Source organism: Kitasatospora sp. NPDC008115 (assembly GCF_042957205.1).
Taxonomy (GTDB): Bacteria; Actinomycetota; Actinomycetes; order Streptomycetales; family Streptomycetaceae; genus Kitasatospora.
The window spans coordinates 175,072-190,925 of the sequence record NZ_JBIBHU010000011.1; the positions used below are offsets into that span (position 1 = coordinate 175,072).

Consider the following 15,854-nt stretch of genomic DNA (forward strand, 5'->3'; position numbering starts at 1 on the left):
GGCATGGTGCGACGCATCTTCTGGATGGCGGTCGGCGCCGGAGCCACCGTCTGGGCCATGAACAAGGCCAACGAGGCCGTGCACCGGCTCACCCCGGACAGCCTCTCCGGCACCGCCGCCCGCGGCGCCCTCCACCTGGGCGACCTGGCCAAGCAGTTCGCCCAGGACGTGCGGGCCGGGATGGACGAGCGCGAGGGGCAGCTGCGCGAGGACCTCGGACTGGACGGCACCGCCGTCGTCGAGCCGCGCCGCCGCGGGGTCCTGCGCGGCGAGCCCCAGTACCGAGCTATCTCGGCGGCGCCCGGGAGCCCGGCCGCCGCCCTGCCTCCGTCCAGCAGCGCCCGCGCGTCGTCGCCCGACGACGCCCGCACCACCCCCCAAGCCATCGAGAAAACGCCCCGGCGCGCGCTTCCGCCGCGGGGCGGCACCAACCGGAAGGACCACTAATGGAGTCGGCAGAGATCCGCCGCCGCTGGCTGCGCTTCTTCGAGGAGCGCGGCCACACCGTCGTTCCGTCGGCGTCCCTGGTCGCCGACGACCCCACCCTGCTGCTCGTCAACGCCGGCATGGTCCCGTTCAAGCCGTACTTCCTGGGCGAGGTCAAGCCGCAGTTCTCGCGCGCCACCAGCGTCCAGAAGTGCGTGCGCACCCTGGACATCGAGGAGGTCGGGAAGACCACCCGGCACGGCTCCTTCTTCCAGATGTGCGGCAACTTCTCCTTCGGTGACTACTTCAAGGAAGGAGCCATCAAGTTCGCGTGGGAGCTGCTCACCACGCCCGTCGCGGACGGTGGCTACGGCCTGGAGAAGGAGAAGCTCTGGATCACCGTCTACCAGGACGACGACGAGGCCGAGCAGATCTGGCGCGAGGTCATCGGCGTGCCCGCCGAGCGGATCCAGCGCCTCGGCATGAAGGACAACTTCTGGTCGATGGGCGTCCCCGGCCCGTGCGGCCCGTGCTCGGAGATCAACTACGACCGCGGCCCCGCGTACGGCGAGGAGGGCGGCCCGGCCGTCAACGGCGAGCGCTACCTGGAGATCTGGAACCTGGTCTTCATGCAGTACGAGCGCGGCCACGGCGACGGCAAGGACGGTTTCGAGATCCTCGGCGACCTGCCGAGCAAGAACATCGACACCGGCCTCGGCCTGGAGCGCCTGGCCGCCATCCTCCAGGGCGTCGACAACCTCTTCGAGATCGACACCAGCCGGATGATCCTGGACCGGGCCGCAGAGCTGACCGGTCACACCTACGGCGCCGACCACAAGGCCGACGTCTCGCTGCGCGTGGTCACCGACCACATCCGCACCGCGCTGATGCTGATCGGCGACGGCGTCACCCCCGGCAACGAGGGCCGCGGCTACGTGCTGCGCCGCATCCTGCGCCGCGCCATCCGCAACATGCGCCTGCTGGGCGCCACCGGGGTGGTCGCCAAGGACCTCACCGACATCGCGATCAAGGCGATGGCCCCGCAGTACCCGGAGCTGGAGACCGACCGCAAGCGCATCGAGACGGTCGTCGTCGGCGAGGAGGCGGCCTTCCTGCAGACCCTGAAGGCCGGCACCAACCTGCTGGACGCCGCGGTCACCGAGACCAAGCAGGCCGGCGGCGCGGTGCTCTCCGGCGACCAGGCCTTCAAGCTGCACGACACCTACGGCTTCCCGATCGACCTGACCCTGGAGATGGCCGAGGAGCAGGGCCTCCAGGTCGACGAGGCCGGCTTCCGCCGCCTGATGCAGGAGCAGCGGGACCGCGCCAAGGCGGACGCCAAGGCCAAGAAGATGGGCCACGCCGATGTCGCCGCGTACCGCGAGGTCGCCGACAAGTCGGGCGCCAGCGTCTTCACCGGCTACACCCTCACCGAGGGCGAGGCCACCGTGGTCGGCCTGCTGGTGAACGGCGTCCCGGCGCCGGCCGCCACCGAGGGCGACGAGGTCGAGCTGATCCTCGACCGCACCCCGTTCTACGCCGAGGGCGGCGGCCAGCTCGCCGACCACGGCCGGATCCGGCTGGACTCCGGCGCGGTGGTCGAGATCCGCGACGTGCAGCAGCCCGTCCCGGGCGTGATCGTGCACTCCGGCGGCGTGCTGTTCGGCGAGGTCGTGCTCGGCTCCTCCGCGTACGCCACCATCGACGTGGAGCGCCGCCGGGCGATCGCCCGCGCCCACTCGGCCACCCACCTGACCCACCAGGCGCTGCGCGACGCGCTCGGCCCGACGGCCGCCCAGGCCGGTTCGGAGAACGCCCCGGGCCGCTTCCGCTTCGACTTCGGCTCGCCCGCCGCCGTGCCCGGCAGCGTGCTGACCGACGTCGAGCAGAAGATCAACGACGTGCTGACCCGTGAGCTGGAGGTCACCGCCGAGGTCATGACGATGGACCAGGCCCGCAAGGCCGGCGCCATCGCGATGTTCGGCGAGAAGTACGGCGACGAGGTCCGGGTCGTGACCATCGGCGACTTCTCCAAGGAGCTGTGCGGTGGCACGCACGTCGGCAACACCGCCCAGCTGGGCCTGGTGAAGCTGCTCGGCGAGTCCTCGATCGGCTCCGGCGTGCGCCGCGTGGAGGCCCTGGTCGGCGCCGACGCGTACCGCTTCCTGGCCCGTGAGCACACCGTGGTCGCCCAGCTGACCGAGCTGGTCAAGGGCCGCCCGGAGGAGCTGCCGGAGAAGATCTCCGGCATGCTCGCCAAGCTCAAGGACGCCGAGAAGGAGATCGAGCGCTTCCGCGCCGAGAAGGTGCTCGCGGCCGCCGCGGGCCTGGCCGACTCGGCCGAGGACGTGCACGGCATCGCCGTGGTGGCCGCCCGGGTCGCCGACGGCACCGGCGCCGACGAGCTGCGCAAGCTGGTCCTGGACGTGCGCGGGCGCCTCGGCTCCCGCCCGGCCGTGGTCGCCACCTTCACCGTGGCGGGCGACCGCCCGCTGACCGTGATCGCCACCAACGAGGACGCCCGCGGCCGCGGCATCAAGGCCGGCGAGCTGGTCCGCACCGCCGCCAAGACCCTCGGCGGCGGCGGTGGCGGCAAGGACGACGTCGCCCAGGGCGGCGGCACCAACCCGGCCGCGATCGACGCGGCCGTCGCCGCGGTGCGCGGCCTGGTCGCGGAGCGCGCCTCCTGATGGGGCCCGGGTTCTGATGGAGTTCGAGGAGAAGCCCTTCCGGCGCGGGCGGCGGATCGCCGTCGACGTCGGGGACGCCCGGATCGGGGTCGCGTCCTGTGACCCCGACGGGGTGCTCGCCACCCCGGTGGAGACCGTTCCGGCCGGTGTGAAGTCGCAGGCCCGGATCGCCGCGATCGTCGAGGAGTACGGCGCGATCGAGGTGATCGTCGGGCTGCCGCGCTCGCTCAGCGGCAAGGAGGGCCCGGCGGCGGAGAAGGTCCGCGGCTACGCGGCCCGGCTGGCGAACCGGCTCTGGCCGGTGCCGGTGCGGCTGGTCGACGAGCGGATGTCGACGGTCACCGCGACCCACGGGCTGCGCGCCTCGGGGGTCAAGGCCAAGAAGGGCCGCTCGGTGGTCGACCAGGCCGCCGCGGTGGTGATCCTGCAGACCGCGCTTGAGTCCGAACGGGTGAGCGGACGCCCGCCGGGTGAGAGCGTCGAGGCGGCGGGCTGACCGGCCTGTTCTAACGTCCCGAGGAGGGGCCCGTGCGGACGCGTCCGCACGGGCCCCTCCGCCGTTGCCGTCGTGCCGCGCCGCCCGCCGCGCGGACCGCCGAGGGGACGCCCGCCGTGACCGATCTGGACCTCACACCCGGTCTGAGCCCGGGCCACCTCGGTGCGCCGGTCACCGAACCGGAGGGCCGTCCGCCGGGCGCGCCCGCCCCGCGCCCCGATGCGCCCGATCCACACCGACGGCGTACCGGACTGGCCTGCCTGCTGACCGCGCTGTCGCTGATCGCGGTGTTCGGCGGGATCGGGCTGGCCGGGTTCACCTGGATCCAGGGGCAGCGCAAGCCGCCGGCCGCCGCCGACTACCCGGGCGGCGGGTCCGGCTCGGTGCAGGTGTCGGTGCCGGAGGGCGCCGGCCTCAGCCAGATCGCCTCGGCGCTGGTGCGCAACGGCGTGGTGGCCAGCTCGCTCGCCTTCACCAGGGCCGCCAGGGGCAGCGCGGCGGCGGCCGGGCGGATCCAGCCCGGCACCTACACCATGCGGCTGAAGATGTCGGCGGCCGCGGCGCTCGCCGTGCTGATCGACCCGGCCAACGCCAACGGCCTGACCATCCCCGAGGGGTGGCGCGGCAGCCAGATCTACGCGGCGATCGACAAGAAGCTCCAGCTCCCGGCGGGCACCACGGAGCAGACGGCCAAGGAGCAGATCGCCGAGCTGGGCCTGCCGGAGAACGTCGGCGGCAACCTGGAGGGCTATCTGTTCCCCGCGACCTACGCGGTCACCGACGACACCACCGCCGTCGACCTGCTGAAGCAGATGGTCGAGCGGGCCGGGAAGGAGTTCCTCCGGGACGACGCGGAGGTCGTCGCGACCAACTTCGGGCAGACCCTGTACGGGCTGGTGACCATCGCCAGCATGGTGCAGGCCGAGGCCGACAACGTCGAGGACATGGGCAAGGTCGCGCGGGTGATCTACAACCGGCTGGCCAGGAACATGCCGCTGCAACTGGACTCCACCATCAACTACGCGATGGGGCGTTCCACGCTGAACACCAGCGTCACCGACACCCGGCTCGACTCCCCGTACAACACCTACAAGCACGCGGGGCTGCCGCCGACGCCGATCTCCAACCCGGGGCGGCAGGCGATCATGGCGGCGGTGGACCCGGCGCCCGGGGACTGGCTCTACTTCGTGACCGTGAAACCGGGGGACACCCGGTTCACCGACAGCTTCGAGGTGCAGCAGAAGAACGTCGCGGAGTTCAACGCCAACCGGGCGGCGGCGAGCGCCTCGGCGTCGGCGAGCGCCGCGGCCTCCGCCTCCGCGTCCCCGTCCGCGTCCGCTCCGGACCCGGCCTCACCGGGGGCGCCGTAGGGTGCCCTCGGGGCTCGGGCGGGCGGTCCGGCCTGGTGGCCGACTGCGGTACGGTAGCGTCTCCGTCCAGGTGTTGCGCTAGCACGCCGGTTCGACAAGCAGCCGGGACGCCGTCCCGGGCGACCGGGCCGATCCTCCGGTTGTCTCCGTCGGTATAAGGGGATCAATGACCGATCTGGGTCGGGGCTACGGCCCCCAGGGCTCCGAGCCGTGGAATCCGGGAGACCCCGGCTACGGCGGTCAGCAGCCGGTCCCCGGCCAGCAGGACGGCCAGTGGCAGCAGCACCCCCAGCAGCAGTACGGCGGTCAGCAGGGCTACCCCCAGCAGCAGATGCCCCAGCAGAGCATGGACCAGCAGGGCATGGACCAGGGCATGGGGGGCCGGCAGGGTTTCCCGCAGGGCGGTCAGGGTCAGCAGCAGTACGGCGGTCAGCAGCAGGGCTACCCGCAGCAGCAGATGCCCCAGCAGGGGTACCCCCAGCAGCAGGGTTTTCCGCAGCAGGGCATGGGTGGCCAGCAGCAGGACATGGGCGGGCAGGGTTACCCCCAGCAGGGCATGGGGGGCCGGCAGGGTTTCCCGCAGGGCGGTCAGGGTCAGCAGCAGTACGGCGGTCAGCAGCAGGGCTACCCGCAGCAGCAGATGCCCCAGCAGGGCGTTCCGCCGCAGGGTCCGCCGCAGGGCGTCCCGCCGCGGCAGGAGCGGCCGGCCGCCGAGCAGCCCTCCGGCCCCGGGCCGGACGGCATCGACTGGGAGGCGGAGGCCGCCGCGCTGGAGGCCGGCGCCGGCCGGGCCGCGGGCACCGACGGCGGTGAGCACGCCGAGGACGAGTGGGACGGCCACGAAGGCGAGTACGCCGAGGACGAGTACCACGGGGACGGCGCGCGCGACGACGGGCAGGGCGGCTTCCTCGGCGAGGAGGACGACTCCCGCGAGGCCAAGAAGAAGCGCAAGGAGAAGGGCAAGAAGTCGGGCCGGCGCAACGGCGGCGCTTGCCTGGTGGTCGCCCTGGTGCTGCTCGGCGCCATGGGCGGCGCCGGCTACTGGGGCTACGGCTTCTACAAGGACCACTTCGGCCCCCCGCCGGACTTCCCCGGCCCGGGCTCCGGCTCGGTCAAGGTGGAGATCAAGCAGGGCGCGGCGGGCACCCAGATGGGCCTGGCGCTGAAGCAGGCCGGCGTGGTCAAGAGCGTCGACGCCTTCACCAACGCCTGCGACAAGAACGTCAAGTGCACCACCATCCAGCCGGGCACCTACAGCATGCCGACGGAGATGTCCGCCGTGGGCGCGGTGGAGTTCCTGGTGGAGGCCAACGGCGGCGAGAAGCTGATCATCCGGGAGGGCCTGACCTCCGCCGCCACCTACGTCAAGATCGACGAGCGGCTGGGCCTGCCCAAGGGCACCACCGCCAACGTCGCCAAGGAGCAGGTCAACAACCTCGGCCTGCCCGCGTACGCCAACGGCAACATCGAGGGCTTCCTCTGGCCGACCCGCTACTCGATCACCGAGGGCATGAAGCCCGAGGACCTGCTCAAGCAGATGGTCAAGAACGCGACGGAGCGCTACGCGGCCCTGGACGCGGAGGCGGCGAGAATCGGCCTCAAGTCCGGCTACGAGGTGGTCATCGAGGCGAGCATCCTCCAGGCCGAGGGCAACAACAAGGAGGACTTCGCCAAGATGGCGAAGACCATCCAGAACCGGCTGGCCGACAAGGGCAAGGTCAACGGCAAGCTGGGCATGGACACCACGCTGCAGTACGCGCTGGGGACCAAGGACCTGAACCGGGCGCAGATCAACGACGGGTCCAACCCGTACAACACCTACATCAACGCGGGCCTGCCGCCGGGACCGATCTCCAACCCGGGCGACGACGCGCTCAAGGCGACGCTCAACCCGGCGGACGGCAAGTGGCTGTACTTCATCGCGATGTCGCCGACCCAGACCCTGTTCGCGGAGACGGACACGGAGCACGCCGCCAACGTCAAGGCGTACTGCACCGCGGCCGGCCAGAAGTTCGACCCGGTCGCCGTGCACTGCACCACCAAGTGACGACCGCCCCCACCGGGGCGTGTTGGGAGAGAACACCAGCGTGACCAGCAAGCACCGGGCCGCCGTCCTCGGCTCGCCGATCGCCCATTCGCTGTCGCCCGCCCTGCACCGGGCCGCCTTCGCGGCGCTCGGTCTGGACGGCTGGCGCTACGACCGCTTCGAGGTGGACGAGGCCGCGCTGCCCGGCTTCGTCGCCGGCCTGGACGAGGCCGAGTGGGCGGGCTGCTCGCTCACCATGCCGCTCAAGCGGGCGGTCATCCCGCTGCTCGACGAGGTGAGCGCGACCGCCCGGTCCGTCGAGGCGGTCAACACCCTGGTGTTCACCGCCGACGGGCGCCGGGTCGGGCACAACACCGACGTGCCGGGCCTGGTCAACGCGCTGCGCGAGCGGGGCGTCACCGAGGTGCCGGCCGCCGCGGTGCTCGGCGCCGGGGCGACCGCCTCCTCGGCGCTGGCCGCGCTGGCCCGGCTCGGGGCCCGCGAGGTCACCGTCTACGTCCGCAGCCCCGAGCGGGCCCGGGAGATGGCGGAGCTCGGGGAGCGGCTGGGCGTGTCCGTGCGCACCGCCGACTGGGCGCGCGGCGCCGAGGCGCTGAGCCACCCGCTCACCGTGGCCACCACCCCGGCCGGGGCGACCGACGGCTTCGCCGACGGACTCACCGCCGAGCCGGGCGCGCTCTTCGACGTGCTGTACCACCCGTGGCCGACCAAGCTGGCCGGGGCCTGCGCCGAGCGCGGGGCCACCGTGCTGGGCGGGCTCGACCTGCTGGTGCACCAGGCGGTGTTGCAGAGCGAGCTGTTCACCGGGCGCGCTCCCGGCCCGCTCGCGGCGATCCGCGCCGCCGGCGAGGGCGCGCTGGCGGCGGCGGGCTAGGGCGTGTCTTGCGGATCTTTGCCGGGTCCGCGGCGCCGGGGCACGCACCTCGCCGCGTTGTCGTCGGTCGCCAATGCTCCGCAGTGGCTCCCTCCTCCGCCTTGCGATGCACGCACCCCAACGCCGCGGCCTGATCCGACAAGATCCACAAGACGCGCCCTAGGGCGCTCCGGGAGCGTCCCGGAAGCCCTCCGGGAGTGCCCGGGCGCCGTGCCGGCCGGACACGACCGTCCGCCGGTCGGCCGAATGCTGTCCGGTGATCGGACTCCGCGGCCGATCGACCGGTCCGGCATGAAAGGATTCGGGGAGAAGGCACGTCCGGACGGGCGGCGGCAGCGCTGCACCGGTCCGCTGATGAAGGAGCTCCGTTGGGTACGTTGCGCTGGCTGACGGCGGGGGAGTCGCACGGCCCCGCACTCGTCGCGACGCTGGAGGGCCTGCCCGCCGGTGTACCGGTCACCACCGCCGTGGTGGCCGACGCGCTGGCGCGTCGCCGGCTCGGCTATGGTCGCGGCGCACGGATGAAGTTCGAGCAGGACGAGGTCACCTTCCTCGGCGGCGTCCGGCACGGCCTCAGCATGGGCAGCCCGGTCGCCGTCATGGTCGGCAACACCGAGTGGCCGAAGTGGGAGCAGGTCATGTCGGCCGACCCGGTCGACCCCGAGGTGCTCGCCGGTCTCGCCCGCAACGAGGCGCTGACCCGCCCGCGCCCCGGCCATGCCGACCTGGCCGGCATGCAGAAGTACTCGATCGAGGAGGCCCGCCCGATCCTGGAGCGCGCCAGCGCCCGGGAGACCGCCGCCCGCGTCGCGCTCGGCGCCGTCGCCCGCTCCTACCTCAAGGAGACCTGCGGCATCGAGATCGTCAGCCACGTGGTCGAGCTGGCCGCCGCCAAGGCCCCGGCCGGCGTGCTGCCGCTGCCCTCCGACGAGGCGAAGCTGGACGCCGACCCGGTGCGCTGCCTGGACGCCGACGCCTCGAAGGCGATGGTCGCCGAGATCGACCAGGCCCACAAGGACGGCGACACCCTCGGCGGCGTCGTCGAGGTGCTCGCCTACGGCGTCCCGGTCGGCCTCGGCTCGCACGTCCACTGGGACCGCCGGCTGGACGCCCGCCTCGCCGCCGCGCTGATGGGCATCCAGGCGATCAAGGGCGTCGAGGTCGGCGACGGCTTCGAGCTGGCCCGTGTCCCCGGCTCGCAGGCGCACGACGAGATCGTGCCCACCCCCGAGGGCGCCAAGCGCGCCTCCGGCCGCTCCGGCGGCACCGAGGGCGGCCTGTCCACCGGCGAGCTGCTGCGGGTGCGCGCCGCGATGAAGCCGATCGCGACCGTCCCGCGCGCGCTGCGCACCCTGGACGTGCGCACCGGCGAGCCGGCCAAGGCCCACCACCAGCGCTCCGACGTCTGCGCGGTGCCGGCGGCCGGCATCGTCGCCGAGGCGATGGTCGCCCTGGTGCTGGCCGACGCGGTCAACGAGAAGTTCGGCGGCGACCACGTGTCGGAGACCCGGCGCAACGTGCGGAACTACCTCGACCACCTGATCGTCCGATGACGACTCCGGTCGTCGTGCTGGTCGGCCCGCCCGGCAGTGGCAAGTCCACCGTCGGGCGGGTCCTCGCCGAGCGCCTCGGCGTCGGCTTCCGCGACACCGACGCGGACATCGAGGAGCAGGCCGGCAAGCCGATCCCGGACATCTTCGTCGACGAGGGCGAGCCGCACTTCCGGGCCCTGGAGGCGGCCGCCGTGCGCGCCGCCGCCGGGACCCACGGCGGTGTGCTGGCGCTCGGCGGCGGCGCGGTGATGGCCGAGCCCACCCGTGAGCTGCTGCGCGGCCTGCCGGTGGTGTTCCTGGAGGTGCCGCTCGCCGACGCGGTCAAGCGGGTCGGCCTGGACGCCCCCCGCCCGCTGCTCGCGGTCAATCCGCGGGCCCGCTGGCGCGAGCTGATGGAGGCCCGCCGCCCCCTCTACCTGGAGGTGGCCACCGCCGCCGTCGACACCGCCGGCCGCACCCCCGAGCAGGTCGCGGACGCCGTACTGGAAGCACTGGAGCTGAAGACCCCCCATGACTGACATCGTCAGGATTCACGTCGGCGGCAGCGCCGGCCACGACCCGTACGACGTGCTGATCGGGCACCGGCTGCTCGGCGAGCTGGCGCCGCTGATCGGGACCAGGGCCCGGCGGGTGGCGATCATCCACCCGGAGGCGCTGTCGGCCACCGCCGACGCGATCCGCGAGGACCTGGCCGGCGAGGGCTACGAGGCGATCGCCCTCCAGGTGCCCAACGCCGAGGAGGCGAAGAGCGCCGAGGTCGCCGCGTACTGCTGGTCGGTGCTCGGGCAGACCGGGTTCACCCGCACCGACGTGGTCGTCGGCCTCGGCGGCGGGGCCACCACCGACCTGGCCGGCTTCGTCGCCGCCACCTGGCTGCGCGGGGTCCGCTGGATCTCCATGCCCACCACGCTGCTCGGCATGGTCGACGCGGCGGTCGGCGGCAAGACCGGCATCAACATCGCCGAGGGCAAGAACATGGTCGGCGCCTTCCACCCGCCGGTGGGCGTGCTGGCCGACCTCGCGACCCTGGAGACCGTGCCCCGGCACGACTACGTCTCCGGCCTCGCCGAGGTCATCAAGTGCGGTTTCATCGCCGACCCGGCGATCCTGGACCTGGTCGAGGCCGACCCGGAGGGCGCCAAGACCCCGGCCGGGCCGCACACCGTCGAGCTGATCCGGCGGGCCATCCAGGTCAAGGCCGACGTCGTCTCCGGAGACCTCAAGGAATCCGGGCGGCGAGAGATCCTCAACTACGGCCACACCCTCGGCCACGCCATCGAGCGCAACGAGCGCTACAAGTGGCGGCACGGCGCGGCGATCTCGATCGGCATGGTGTTCGCCGCCGAACTCGGCCGCCTCGCCGGGCGGTTGGACGACGCGACCGCCGACCGCCACCGCACCGTGCTGGCCTCGGTCGGCCTGCCGCTCAGCTACCGCGCGGACGCCTGGCCCAAGCTGCTGGACGCCATGAAGATCGACAAGAAGTCGCGCGGCGACCTCATCCGCTTCATCGTCCTGGACGGCCTCGGCAAGACCTCCGTGCTGGAGGGCCCCGACCCGTCCCTGCTGGTGGCCGCCTACGCGGAGGTGTCCTCGTGACCCGGGTGATGGTGCTCAACGGCCCCAACCTGGGCCGCCTCGGCAGCCGCGAGCCCGACGTCTACGGCTCCACCTCGTACGCCGGGCTGGTCGAGCGCTGCACCGCGCTGGGCAAGGAGCTGGGCTTCGAGGTCGAGGTGCACGAGACCAACTCCGAGCAGACAATGGTGGAGTGGCTGCACGAGGCCGCCGACGGCAGGGTGCCGGTGGTGATCAACCCGGGCGCGTTCACCCACTACTCGTACGCGATGCGGGACGCCGCCTCGCAGCGCACCGCGCCGCTGATCGAGGTGCACATCTCCAACCCGTACGCCCGGGAGACCTTCCGGCACACCTCGGTGATCTCCGCGGTGGCCTCCGGAACGATCGCCGGGTTCGGGATCGGCTCGTACGAGCTGGCACTGCGCGCGCTGGCCGACCGGCTCGCCGCGGGCTGACGGCTCGTCGGCGCCCGGGCGGCGCCGGGGCGGTGGCCGGTGGGCGGTGACCAGCGAGGGTGCGGCGGCGGACTGTGTCCACCGCCGCACCGGCGTGTAGTGTCCCGCTGAAGGAAGTCGGGAGGTGGCCGTGACGCAGTACACCGGGGGAGGGCCCGTTCCCCCGCGTCCCGTCGCTCCGCCGGTACCGGCGTACCCGGCGTCCGCGCCGGCTCCTGCCGCGCCCGCCGGTCCTGTTGCGCCTGCTGCCGCCGTGCCCGCTCCGGGCGCGTCGTCCGGGCCGCCGACCGTGCCGGTGCCGGCCGTCCCGCCGGGCCCGCCCGCCGCTCCCGCTCCGGCTCCCGCAGCCCCCGCGCCCGCCCCGGTGGCGCCGGTGCCCGCCGGGTCCACCGGCCACTTCCTGCTGCCGTCCGGCGCGCCCGTCCAGCTGCCCGCCCGCCCGCCGCAGCAGCACGCCGCCGGCCCGATCGCGGTGCTGCTGATCGGCCCGGCCGGCGCCGGCAAGACCACCGTCGCCCGCTTCTGGGCCGAGCGGCGCCCCACCCCGACCGCGCACATCAGCCTCGACGACGTCCGCGAATGGGTGCAGTCCGGCTTCGCCAACCCGCAGTCCGGCTGGAACAACGCCTCCGAGGCGCAGTACCGGCTGGCCCGCCGCACCTGTGGCTTCGCCTGCCGCAACTACCTCGCCAACGGCATCTCCTGCATCATCGACGACGCCGTCTTCCCCGACCGCCCCGCCATCGGCCTCGGCGGCTGGAAGCGGCACATCGGCCCCGGCATGATCCCGGTGGTGCTGCTGCCCAGCCTGGACTCGGTGCTCGGGCGCAACGCCCGGCGCGGCGGCAACCGGAGGCTCGGTGACGAGGAGGTGGCCCGGATCCACGGCCGGATGGCCGGCTGGTACAACTCCGGGCTGCCGATCATCGACAACTCCCACCTCGACGTGGCCGCCACCGCCGCCGAACTCGACCGGGTGATCCTGGCCCGGCTGATGGGCGTCCCGGTGCGCTGAGGCCCCCGGGCGCCCCGCCGGCCGGGCCGGAGTGTCAGTGCCGGCTGCGATGATGGACGGGTCCTGAACGAACCACCGGGGGAGCCGCGCCCGTGCCGGAAGGCCACATCATCCACCGCCTCGCCGCCGAGAACCACCGCGCCTTCGGCGGCCGGCCGGTCCGTGCCAGCAGCCCGCAGGGCCGCTTCGCGGACGGCGCCAAGCTGATCGACGGGAAGGAGCTGATCGCGGCCGAGGCCACCGGCAAGCACCTCTTCCTCGGCTTCGGCGAGGACGTCTGGGTGCACGTCCACCTCGGCCTGTACGGCGGCTTCACCTTCGGCGAACCCGGCGACGGACCGGTGCCCGAGCCGGTCGGCCTGGTCCGGCTGCGCCTGGAGAACGACGAGCACTACGCCGACCTGCGCGGTCCCAACACCTGCGCGCTGATCACCGACGCCGAGAAGGCCGCCGTCGCCGCCCGCCTCGGCCCGGACCCGCTGCGCGCCGACGCCGACCCGGACGCCGCCTGGCGGCGGATAGCCGGCAGCCGTACGACGATCGCCGCCCTGCTGATGGACCAGAAGGTGCTGGCGGGCGTCGGCAACGTCTACCGCGCCGAGGTGCTGTTCCGGCACGGCATCGACCCGCAGCTGCCCGGCCGCTCGCTGCGCCGCGCCGAGTGGGACGCGATCTGGGCGGACCTGGTCGCCCTGATGCGCGAGGGCGTCGGCGCCGGCCGGATCGACACCGTCCGCCCCGAGCACACCCCCGAGGCGATGAACCGCCCGCCGCGCGTCGACGACCACGGCGGCGAGGTGTACGTCTACCGCCGCGCCGGCCTGCCCTGCCTGATCTGCACCACCGACATCCGCACCGAGGAGCACGCCTCCCGCAACCTCTTCTGGTGCCCGGCCTGTCAACCGCCGCACGCCGCGAGGTGATCCGGGATCAGTTCCGGCCGTAGGCTGGGGCCCGGCACTCGGCCGGTTCGGAGGGAGCACGCGGATGACGGAGATCCACCGGACGCCCGCCCTGGTGCCGCGCCAGATCCGCGGGCCGCGCCGGGCCTTCGTCAACCGGGAGGACGAGTTCGCCCGGCCGGCGGAGGAGCTGGGGGTCGCGGCGCCGGCCGACCGCAACCGTTCCCGGCTGCGGGAGTTGCGGGGGCACTGAGCGGGTCAGTCCGGCCGGGCGGTGAAGGCGGCCGTGATGCGGTGGGGGCCGGTGTGCAGGGTGAGGGGGTGCCGGGTGAGGTCGGCCGCCCGGGCGCCGGGGGTGGTCAGCCAGTGGGCGACGGCGGAGCCGAGCAGGAGCGGGTCGAGGCGGGGCGCGGGGGCGCCCCAGGGGCGGTCGGCGTGCGCCTCCAGCAGCAGGCCGGTGGGGAGCCGCAGCAGGTGGCGGGCCGGGCCGAGGGCGGCCACGGCGACGGCGAGGCCGGGGAGTTCGGCGGCGGTGGCGGCGAGCCAGCGCTCGGCGGGCTGCTCGGCGTCGGTCTCGGTGCGGGCCAGGACCTCGGCGGTGTGCCGCAGGGCGAGGCGGGGCTCGTCGGCGGCGACCGCGTGGAACCCGCGCGGGGCGTGGTGGCCGGGGCCGACGGGGTAGCGGCGCAGGTGGACGTCGGCGCCCTCCCCGGTGGCGACGACGTCGTAGGCGGTGGGCCGTTCGGCGGCGAGCGGGACGGGCCGGGGGTAGGGCAGGGGCTGGGGGTCGCCGGGCGGTTCCTCGATGCCGGGCAGGTAGGAGAGCAGGAGGTCGCGCAGCACCCGGGCGGACTCGCCGCGCCGGCCGAGCGAGCGGTCGGTGACCGGGCGCAGGGCGGCCGGGTCCTGGCCGGCCATCGCCTGTTCGAGCTGGGCGAGCAGGTCGCCGTCGGGGTCGAGGGCCGGGGCGGCCTGGCCGAAGGCGTAGCTGGGGGAGCGGGGGTCGAGTTCGGCGGCGCCGGTGGCGACCAGCAGGGTGCGGCGTTCGAGGGCGGCGCCGTAGAAGGTGACCGAGCCGTGGTCGCCGATCACGCAGTCGGCGGCGATCAGGGCGGCCTGCCAGCCCTGGTGCGGCGGGACCAGCCGCAGGCCGGAGCGTTCGGCGGCGGCGAGCAGGGCGCGCGGGTCGTGCCGGGCCCAGACGTTGGGGTGCAGCACGACGGCGACGGTGTACTCGTCGGCGGGCAGTTGTCCGACCAGCCGCAGCGGCAGGCCGGGGTGGCGGCCGAGTAACGAGTGCTCGCTCCAGGTGGAGTTGACCACGACGAGGCGGCGGCCGTCGACGGCGCCGAGGGCGGCCCGGTAGCCGTCGCGGGCGGCGAGGCCGGCGAGCATCCGGTCGAAGCAGGGGTCGCCGACCTCGCGGGCGCGGGGCAGCGCCTCGGGGCAGGCGGCCCGCAGGCGTTCGAACTGTTCGCGGTGGGAGAGGCCGATGACGGCGGGGAAGACCCGTCCGCGGTGGGTGAGTTCGCGCCGGGAGAGGCCGGCGGCGGTCACCGTGTCGCCGGTGGACTCGGGGACCAGGCGGTTGTAGCCGGCGCCGTGCGGCAGGACGACCAGGGGTGCGCGCAGTCGGTGCATCGAGGCGTGGACGGCGCAGGCGACGGCGAGGTCGAACGGCCGGCGGACGGCGTCGCGCCAGGGCAGCACGGTGAGGCCGGGCTGGGCGCGGAGGTAGTCGTCGAGTCCGGCGGCGAACGCGGAGCCGGGGTTGATGGTGACGGCGATGCCTATGCCGTCCTGCTCGCGCAGCAGGGTGAGGACGTCCAGGACCCGGGTGGCGGAGGTGAGGGTGCGGGCCACCGCGAGGACGCGGGCCCGGACGGGCCGGGTGTTCCAGCGGTCGTCGTCGGGCCGGGTCCGGAGCCGGCGGCGGTTCAGCACACCATGATCGTACTGAACGGGTCCCGGGCGGGCGCGGTGTTCGGACGGGGGGTCAGCCGGCTGCCACGGCGGGCGCGTCACCGGCGCACTGGTCGAGCAGGGGGCGCAGGGTGGCGTCCACGAGCCGGTAGCGCACCACGCGCCCCTCCTTCTCGCCGGCCACCACTCCGGCTGTCCGGAGCAGGCGCAGGGCCTGTGAGACGGCGGGGTCGCGCATGCCGGTGGCGACGGCGAGGTCGGTGACGGCGAGCGGGCCGGTGCGGTGCAGGGCGAGCAGGAGGGCGAGCCTGCCGGGATCGGCGAGTAGGGCGAACCGGTCGGCCCAGGTGCGGACGTGGGAGGTGTCCCCGATCGCGGCGATGGCCTCGCAGACCCGGTGGCCGTCGATGGTGCGGTGGCCCGCGCGGTCGGCCGGTACGAGATGCATACGCCCCATTCTGGCAGGCGGGAGGTTGTGATCCTGAACACCTGCGTAGGTGCGCAGCCTTGCATGGGTCGCCC

General features: G+C 73.9%; 15 protein-coding genes. 13 read left to right on the top strand and 2 right to left on the bottom strand.

Features of this window, described 5'->3' with window-relative positions:
- The first annotated feature begins 3 nt into the window (after window positions 1-3).
- The 13 genes from ACFZBX_RS16495 to ACFZBX_RS16555 all read left to right on the top strand — a co-directional run bounded on the left by ACFZBX_RS16495 (window position 4) and on the right by ACFZBX_RS16555 (window position 13,662).
- Window positions 4-447 (top strand): DUF6167 family protein, encoded by a 444-nt coding sequence (locus ACFZBX_RS16495; protein ID WP_391534432.1) that lies wholly within the window; start codon window positions 4-6, stop codon window positions 445-447.
- A complete protein-coding gene (gene alaS, locus ACFZBX_RS16500) occupies window positions 447-3,116 on the top strand; it encodes an alanine--tRNA ligase (protein ID WP_391534433.1) in 2,670 nt (889 codons plus the stop codon). The genes ACFZBX_RS16495 and alaS overlap by 1 nt, the downstream gene beginning before the upstream one ends.
- Before the next feature lie 16 nt (window positions 3,117-3,132).
- Window positions 3,133-3,612 carry a Holliday junction resolvase RuvX gene (gene ruvX, locus ACFZBX_RS16505; RefSeq protein WP_344325577.1) on the top strand — a complete coding sequence of 160 codons (480 nt, stop codon included), beginning with the start codon at window positions 3,133-3,135 and terminating at the stop codon, window positions 3,610-3,612.
- A gap of 116 nt (window positions 3,613-3,728) precedes the next feature.
- Window positions 3,729-4,982 (top strand): endolytic transglycosylase MltG, encoded by a 1,254-nt coding sequence (gene mltG / locus ACFZBX_RS16510; RefSeq protein ID WP_391534434.1) that lies wholly within the window; start codon window positions 3,729-3,731, stop codon window positions 4,980-4,982.
- A 166-nt stretch (window positions 4,983-5,148) separates the two neighbouring features.
- Window positions 5,149-7,029, top strand: a complete 1,881-nt coding sequence (gene mltG, locus ACFZBX_RS16515) for an endolytic transglycosylase MltG (RefSeq protein WP_391534435.1) — start codon at window positions 5,149-5,151, stop codon at window positions 7,027-7,029.
- A gap of 40 nt (window positions 7,030-7,069) precedes the next feature.
- Window positions 7,070-7,903, top strand: coding sequence for a shikimate dehydrogenase (locus tag ACFZBX_RS16520; RefSeq protein WP_391534436.1), 834 nt, complete (start codon window positions 7,070-7,072; stop codon window positions 7,901-7,903).
- Between the two features lie 368 nt (window positions 7,904-8,271).
- Complete coding sequence (gene aroC, locus ACFZBX_RS16525) at window positions 8,272-9,456, top strand: chorismate synthase (RefSeq protein WP_391534437.1); 1,185 nt, start codon at window positions 8,272-8,274, stop codon at window positions 9,454-9,456.
- Window positions 9,453-9,974: a shikimate kinase gene (locus tag ACFZBX_RS16530; RefSeq protein WP_391534438.1), complete on the top strand. Its 522-nt coding sequence runs from the start codon at window positions 9,453-9,455 to the stop codon at window positions 9,972-9,974. The genes aroC and ACFZBX_RS16530 overlap by 4 nt, the downstream gene beginning before the upstream one ends.
- Window positions 9,967-11,055 (top strand): 3-dehydroquinate synthase, encoded by a 1,089-nt coding sequence (gene aroB, locus ACFZBX_RS16535; protein WP_391534439.1) that lies wholly within the window; start codon window positions 9,967-9,969, stop codon window positions 11,053-11,055. The genes ACFZBX_RS16530 and aroB overlap by 8 nt, the downstream gene beginning before the upstream one ends.
- A gap of 8 nt (window positions 11,056-11,063) precedes the next feature.
- Entirely contained in the window at window positions 11,064-11,492 is a 429-nt protein-coding gene (gene aroQ / locus ACFZBX_RS16540; protein WP_380764119.1) for a type II 3-dehydroquinate dehydratase, read from the top strand.
- A 124-nt stretch (window positions 11,493-11,616) separates the two neighbouring features.
- The gene (locus tag ACFZBX_RS16545; RefSeq protein WP_391534440.1) at window positions 11,617-12,507 is read left to right on the top strand and encodes an AAA family ATPase; all 891 of its coding nucleotides are present in this window, start codon (window positions 11,617-11,619) and stop codon (window positions 12,505-12,507) included.
- A 92-nt stretch (window positions 12,508-12,599) separates the two neighbouring features.
- Entirely contained in the window at window positions 12,600-13,430 is an 831-nt protein-coding gene (locus ACFZBX_RS16550) for an Fpg/Nei family DNA glycosylase (RefSeq protein ID WP_391534441.1), read from the top strand.
- Window positions 13,431-13,494: 64 nt separating this feature from the next.
- The gene (locus ACFZBX_RS16555; RefSeq protein ID WP_391534442.1) at window positions 13,495-13,662 is read left to right on the top strand and encodes a hypothetical protein; all 168 of its coding nucleotides are present in this window, start codon (window positions 13,495-13,497) and stop codon (window positions 13,660-13,662) included.
- A 5-nt stretch (window positions 13,663-13,667) separates the two neighbouring features.
- Here the strand turns inward: ACFZBX_RS16555 and ACFZBX_RS16560 are convergent, their stop codons facing one another.
- Window positions 13,668-15,353 (bottom strand): hypothetical protein, encoded by a 1,686-nt coding sequence (locus ACFZBX_RS16560; RefSeq protein WP_391534443.1) that lies wholly within the window; start codon window positions 15,351-15,353, stop codon window positions 13,668-13,670.
- A gap of 52 nt (window positions 15,354-15,405) precedes the next feature.
- Window positions 15,406-15,780, bottom strand: coding sequence for an ArsR/SmtB family transcription factor (locus ACFZBX_RS16565; RefSeq protein ID WP_391534444.1), 375 nt, complete (start codon window positions 15,778-15,780; stop codon window positions 15,406-15,408).
- Between the last annotated feature and the right edge of the window lie 74 nt (window positions 15,781-15,854).

Bases quoted from the DNA above. Each gene is read 5' to 3' on its own strand.
- aroB (WP_391534439.1), top strand. From the start codon at position 9,967: ATGACTGACATCGTCAGGATTCACGTCGGCGGCAGCGCCGGCCACGAC.
- ACFZBX_RS16555 (WP_391534442.1), top strand. From the start codon at position 13,495: ATGACGGAGATCCACCGGACGCCCGCCCTGGTGCCGCGCCAGATCCGC.
- mltG (WP_391534435.1), top strand. From the start codon at position 5,149: ATGACCGATCTGGGTCGGGGCTACGGCCCCCAGGGCTCCGAGCCGTGG.
- ACFZBX_RS16495 (WP_391534432.1), top strand. From the start codon at position 4: ATGGTGCGACGCATCTTCTGGATGGCGGTCGGCGCCGGAGCCACCGTC.
- alaS (WP_391534433.1), top strand. From the start codon at position 447: ATGGAGTCGGCAGAGATCCGCCGCCGCTGGCTGCGCTTCTTCGAGGAG.
- ruvX (WP_344325577.1), top strand. From the start codon at position 3,133: ATGGAGTTCGAGGAGAAGCCCTTCCGGCGCGGGCGGCGGATCGCCGTC.
- ACFZBX_RS16530 (WP_391534438.1), top strand. From the start codon at position 9,453: ATGACGACTCCGGTCGTCGTGCTGGTCGGCCCGCCCGGCAGTGGCAAG.
- aroQ (WP_380764119.1), top strand. From the start codon at position 11,064: ATGGTGCTCAACGGCCCCAACCTGGGCCGCCTCGGCAGCCGCGAGCCC.
- ACFZBX_RS16565 (WP_391534444.1), bottom strand. From the start codon at position 15,780: ATGCATCTCGTACCGGCCGACCGCGCGGGCCACCGCACCATCGACGGC.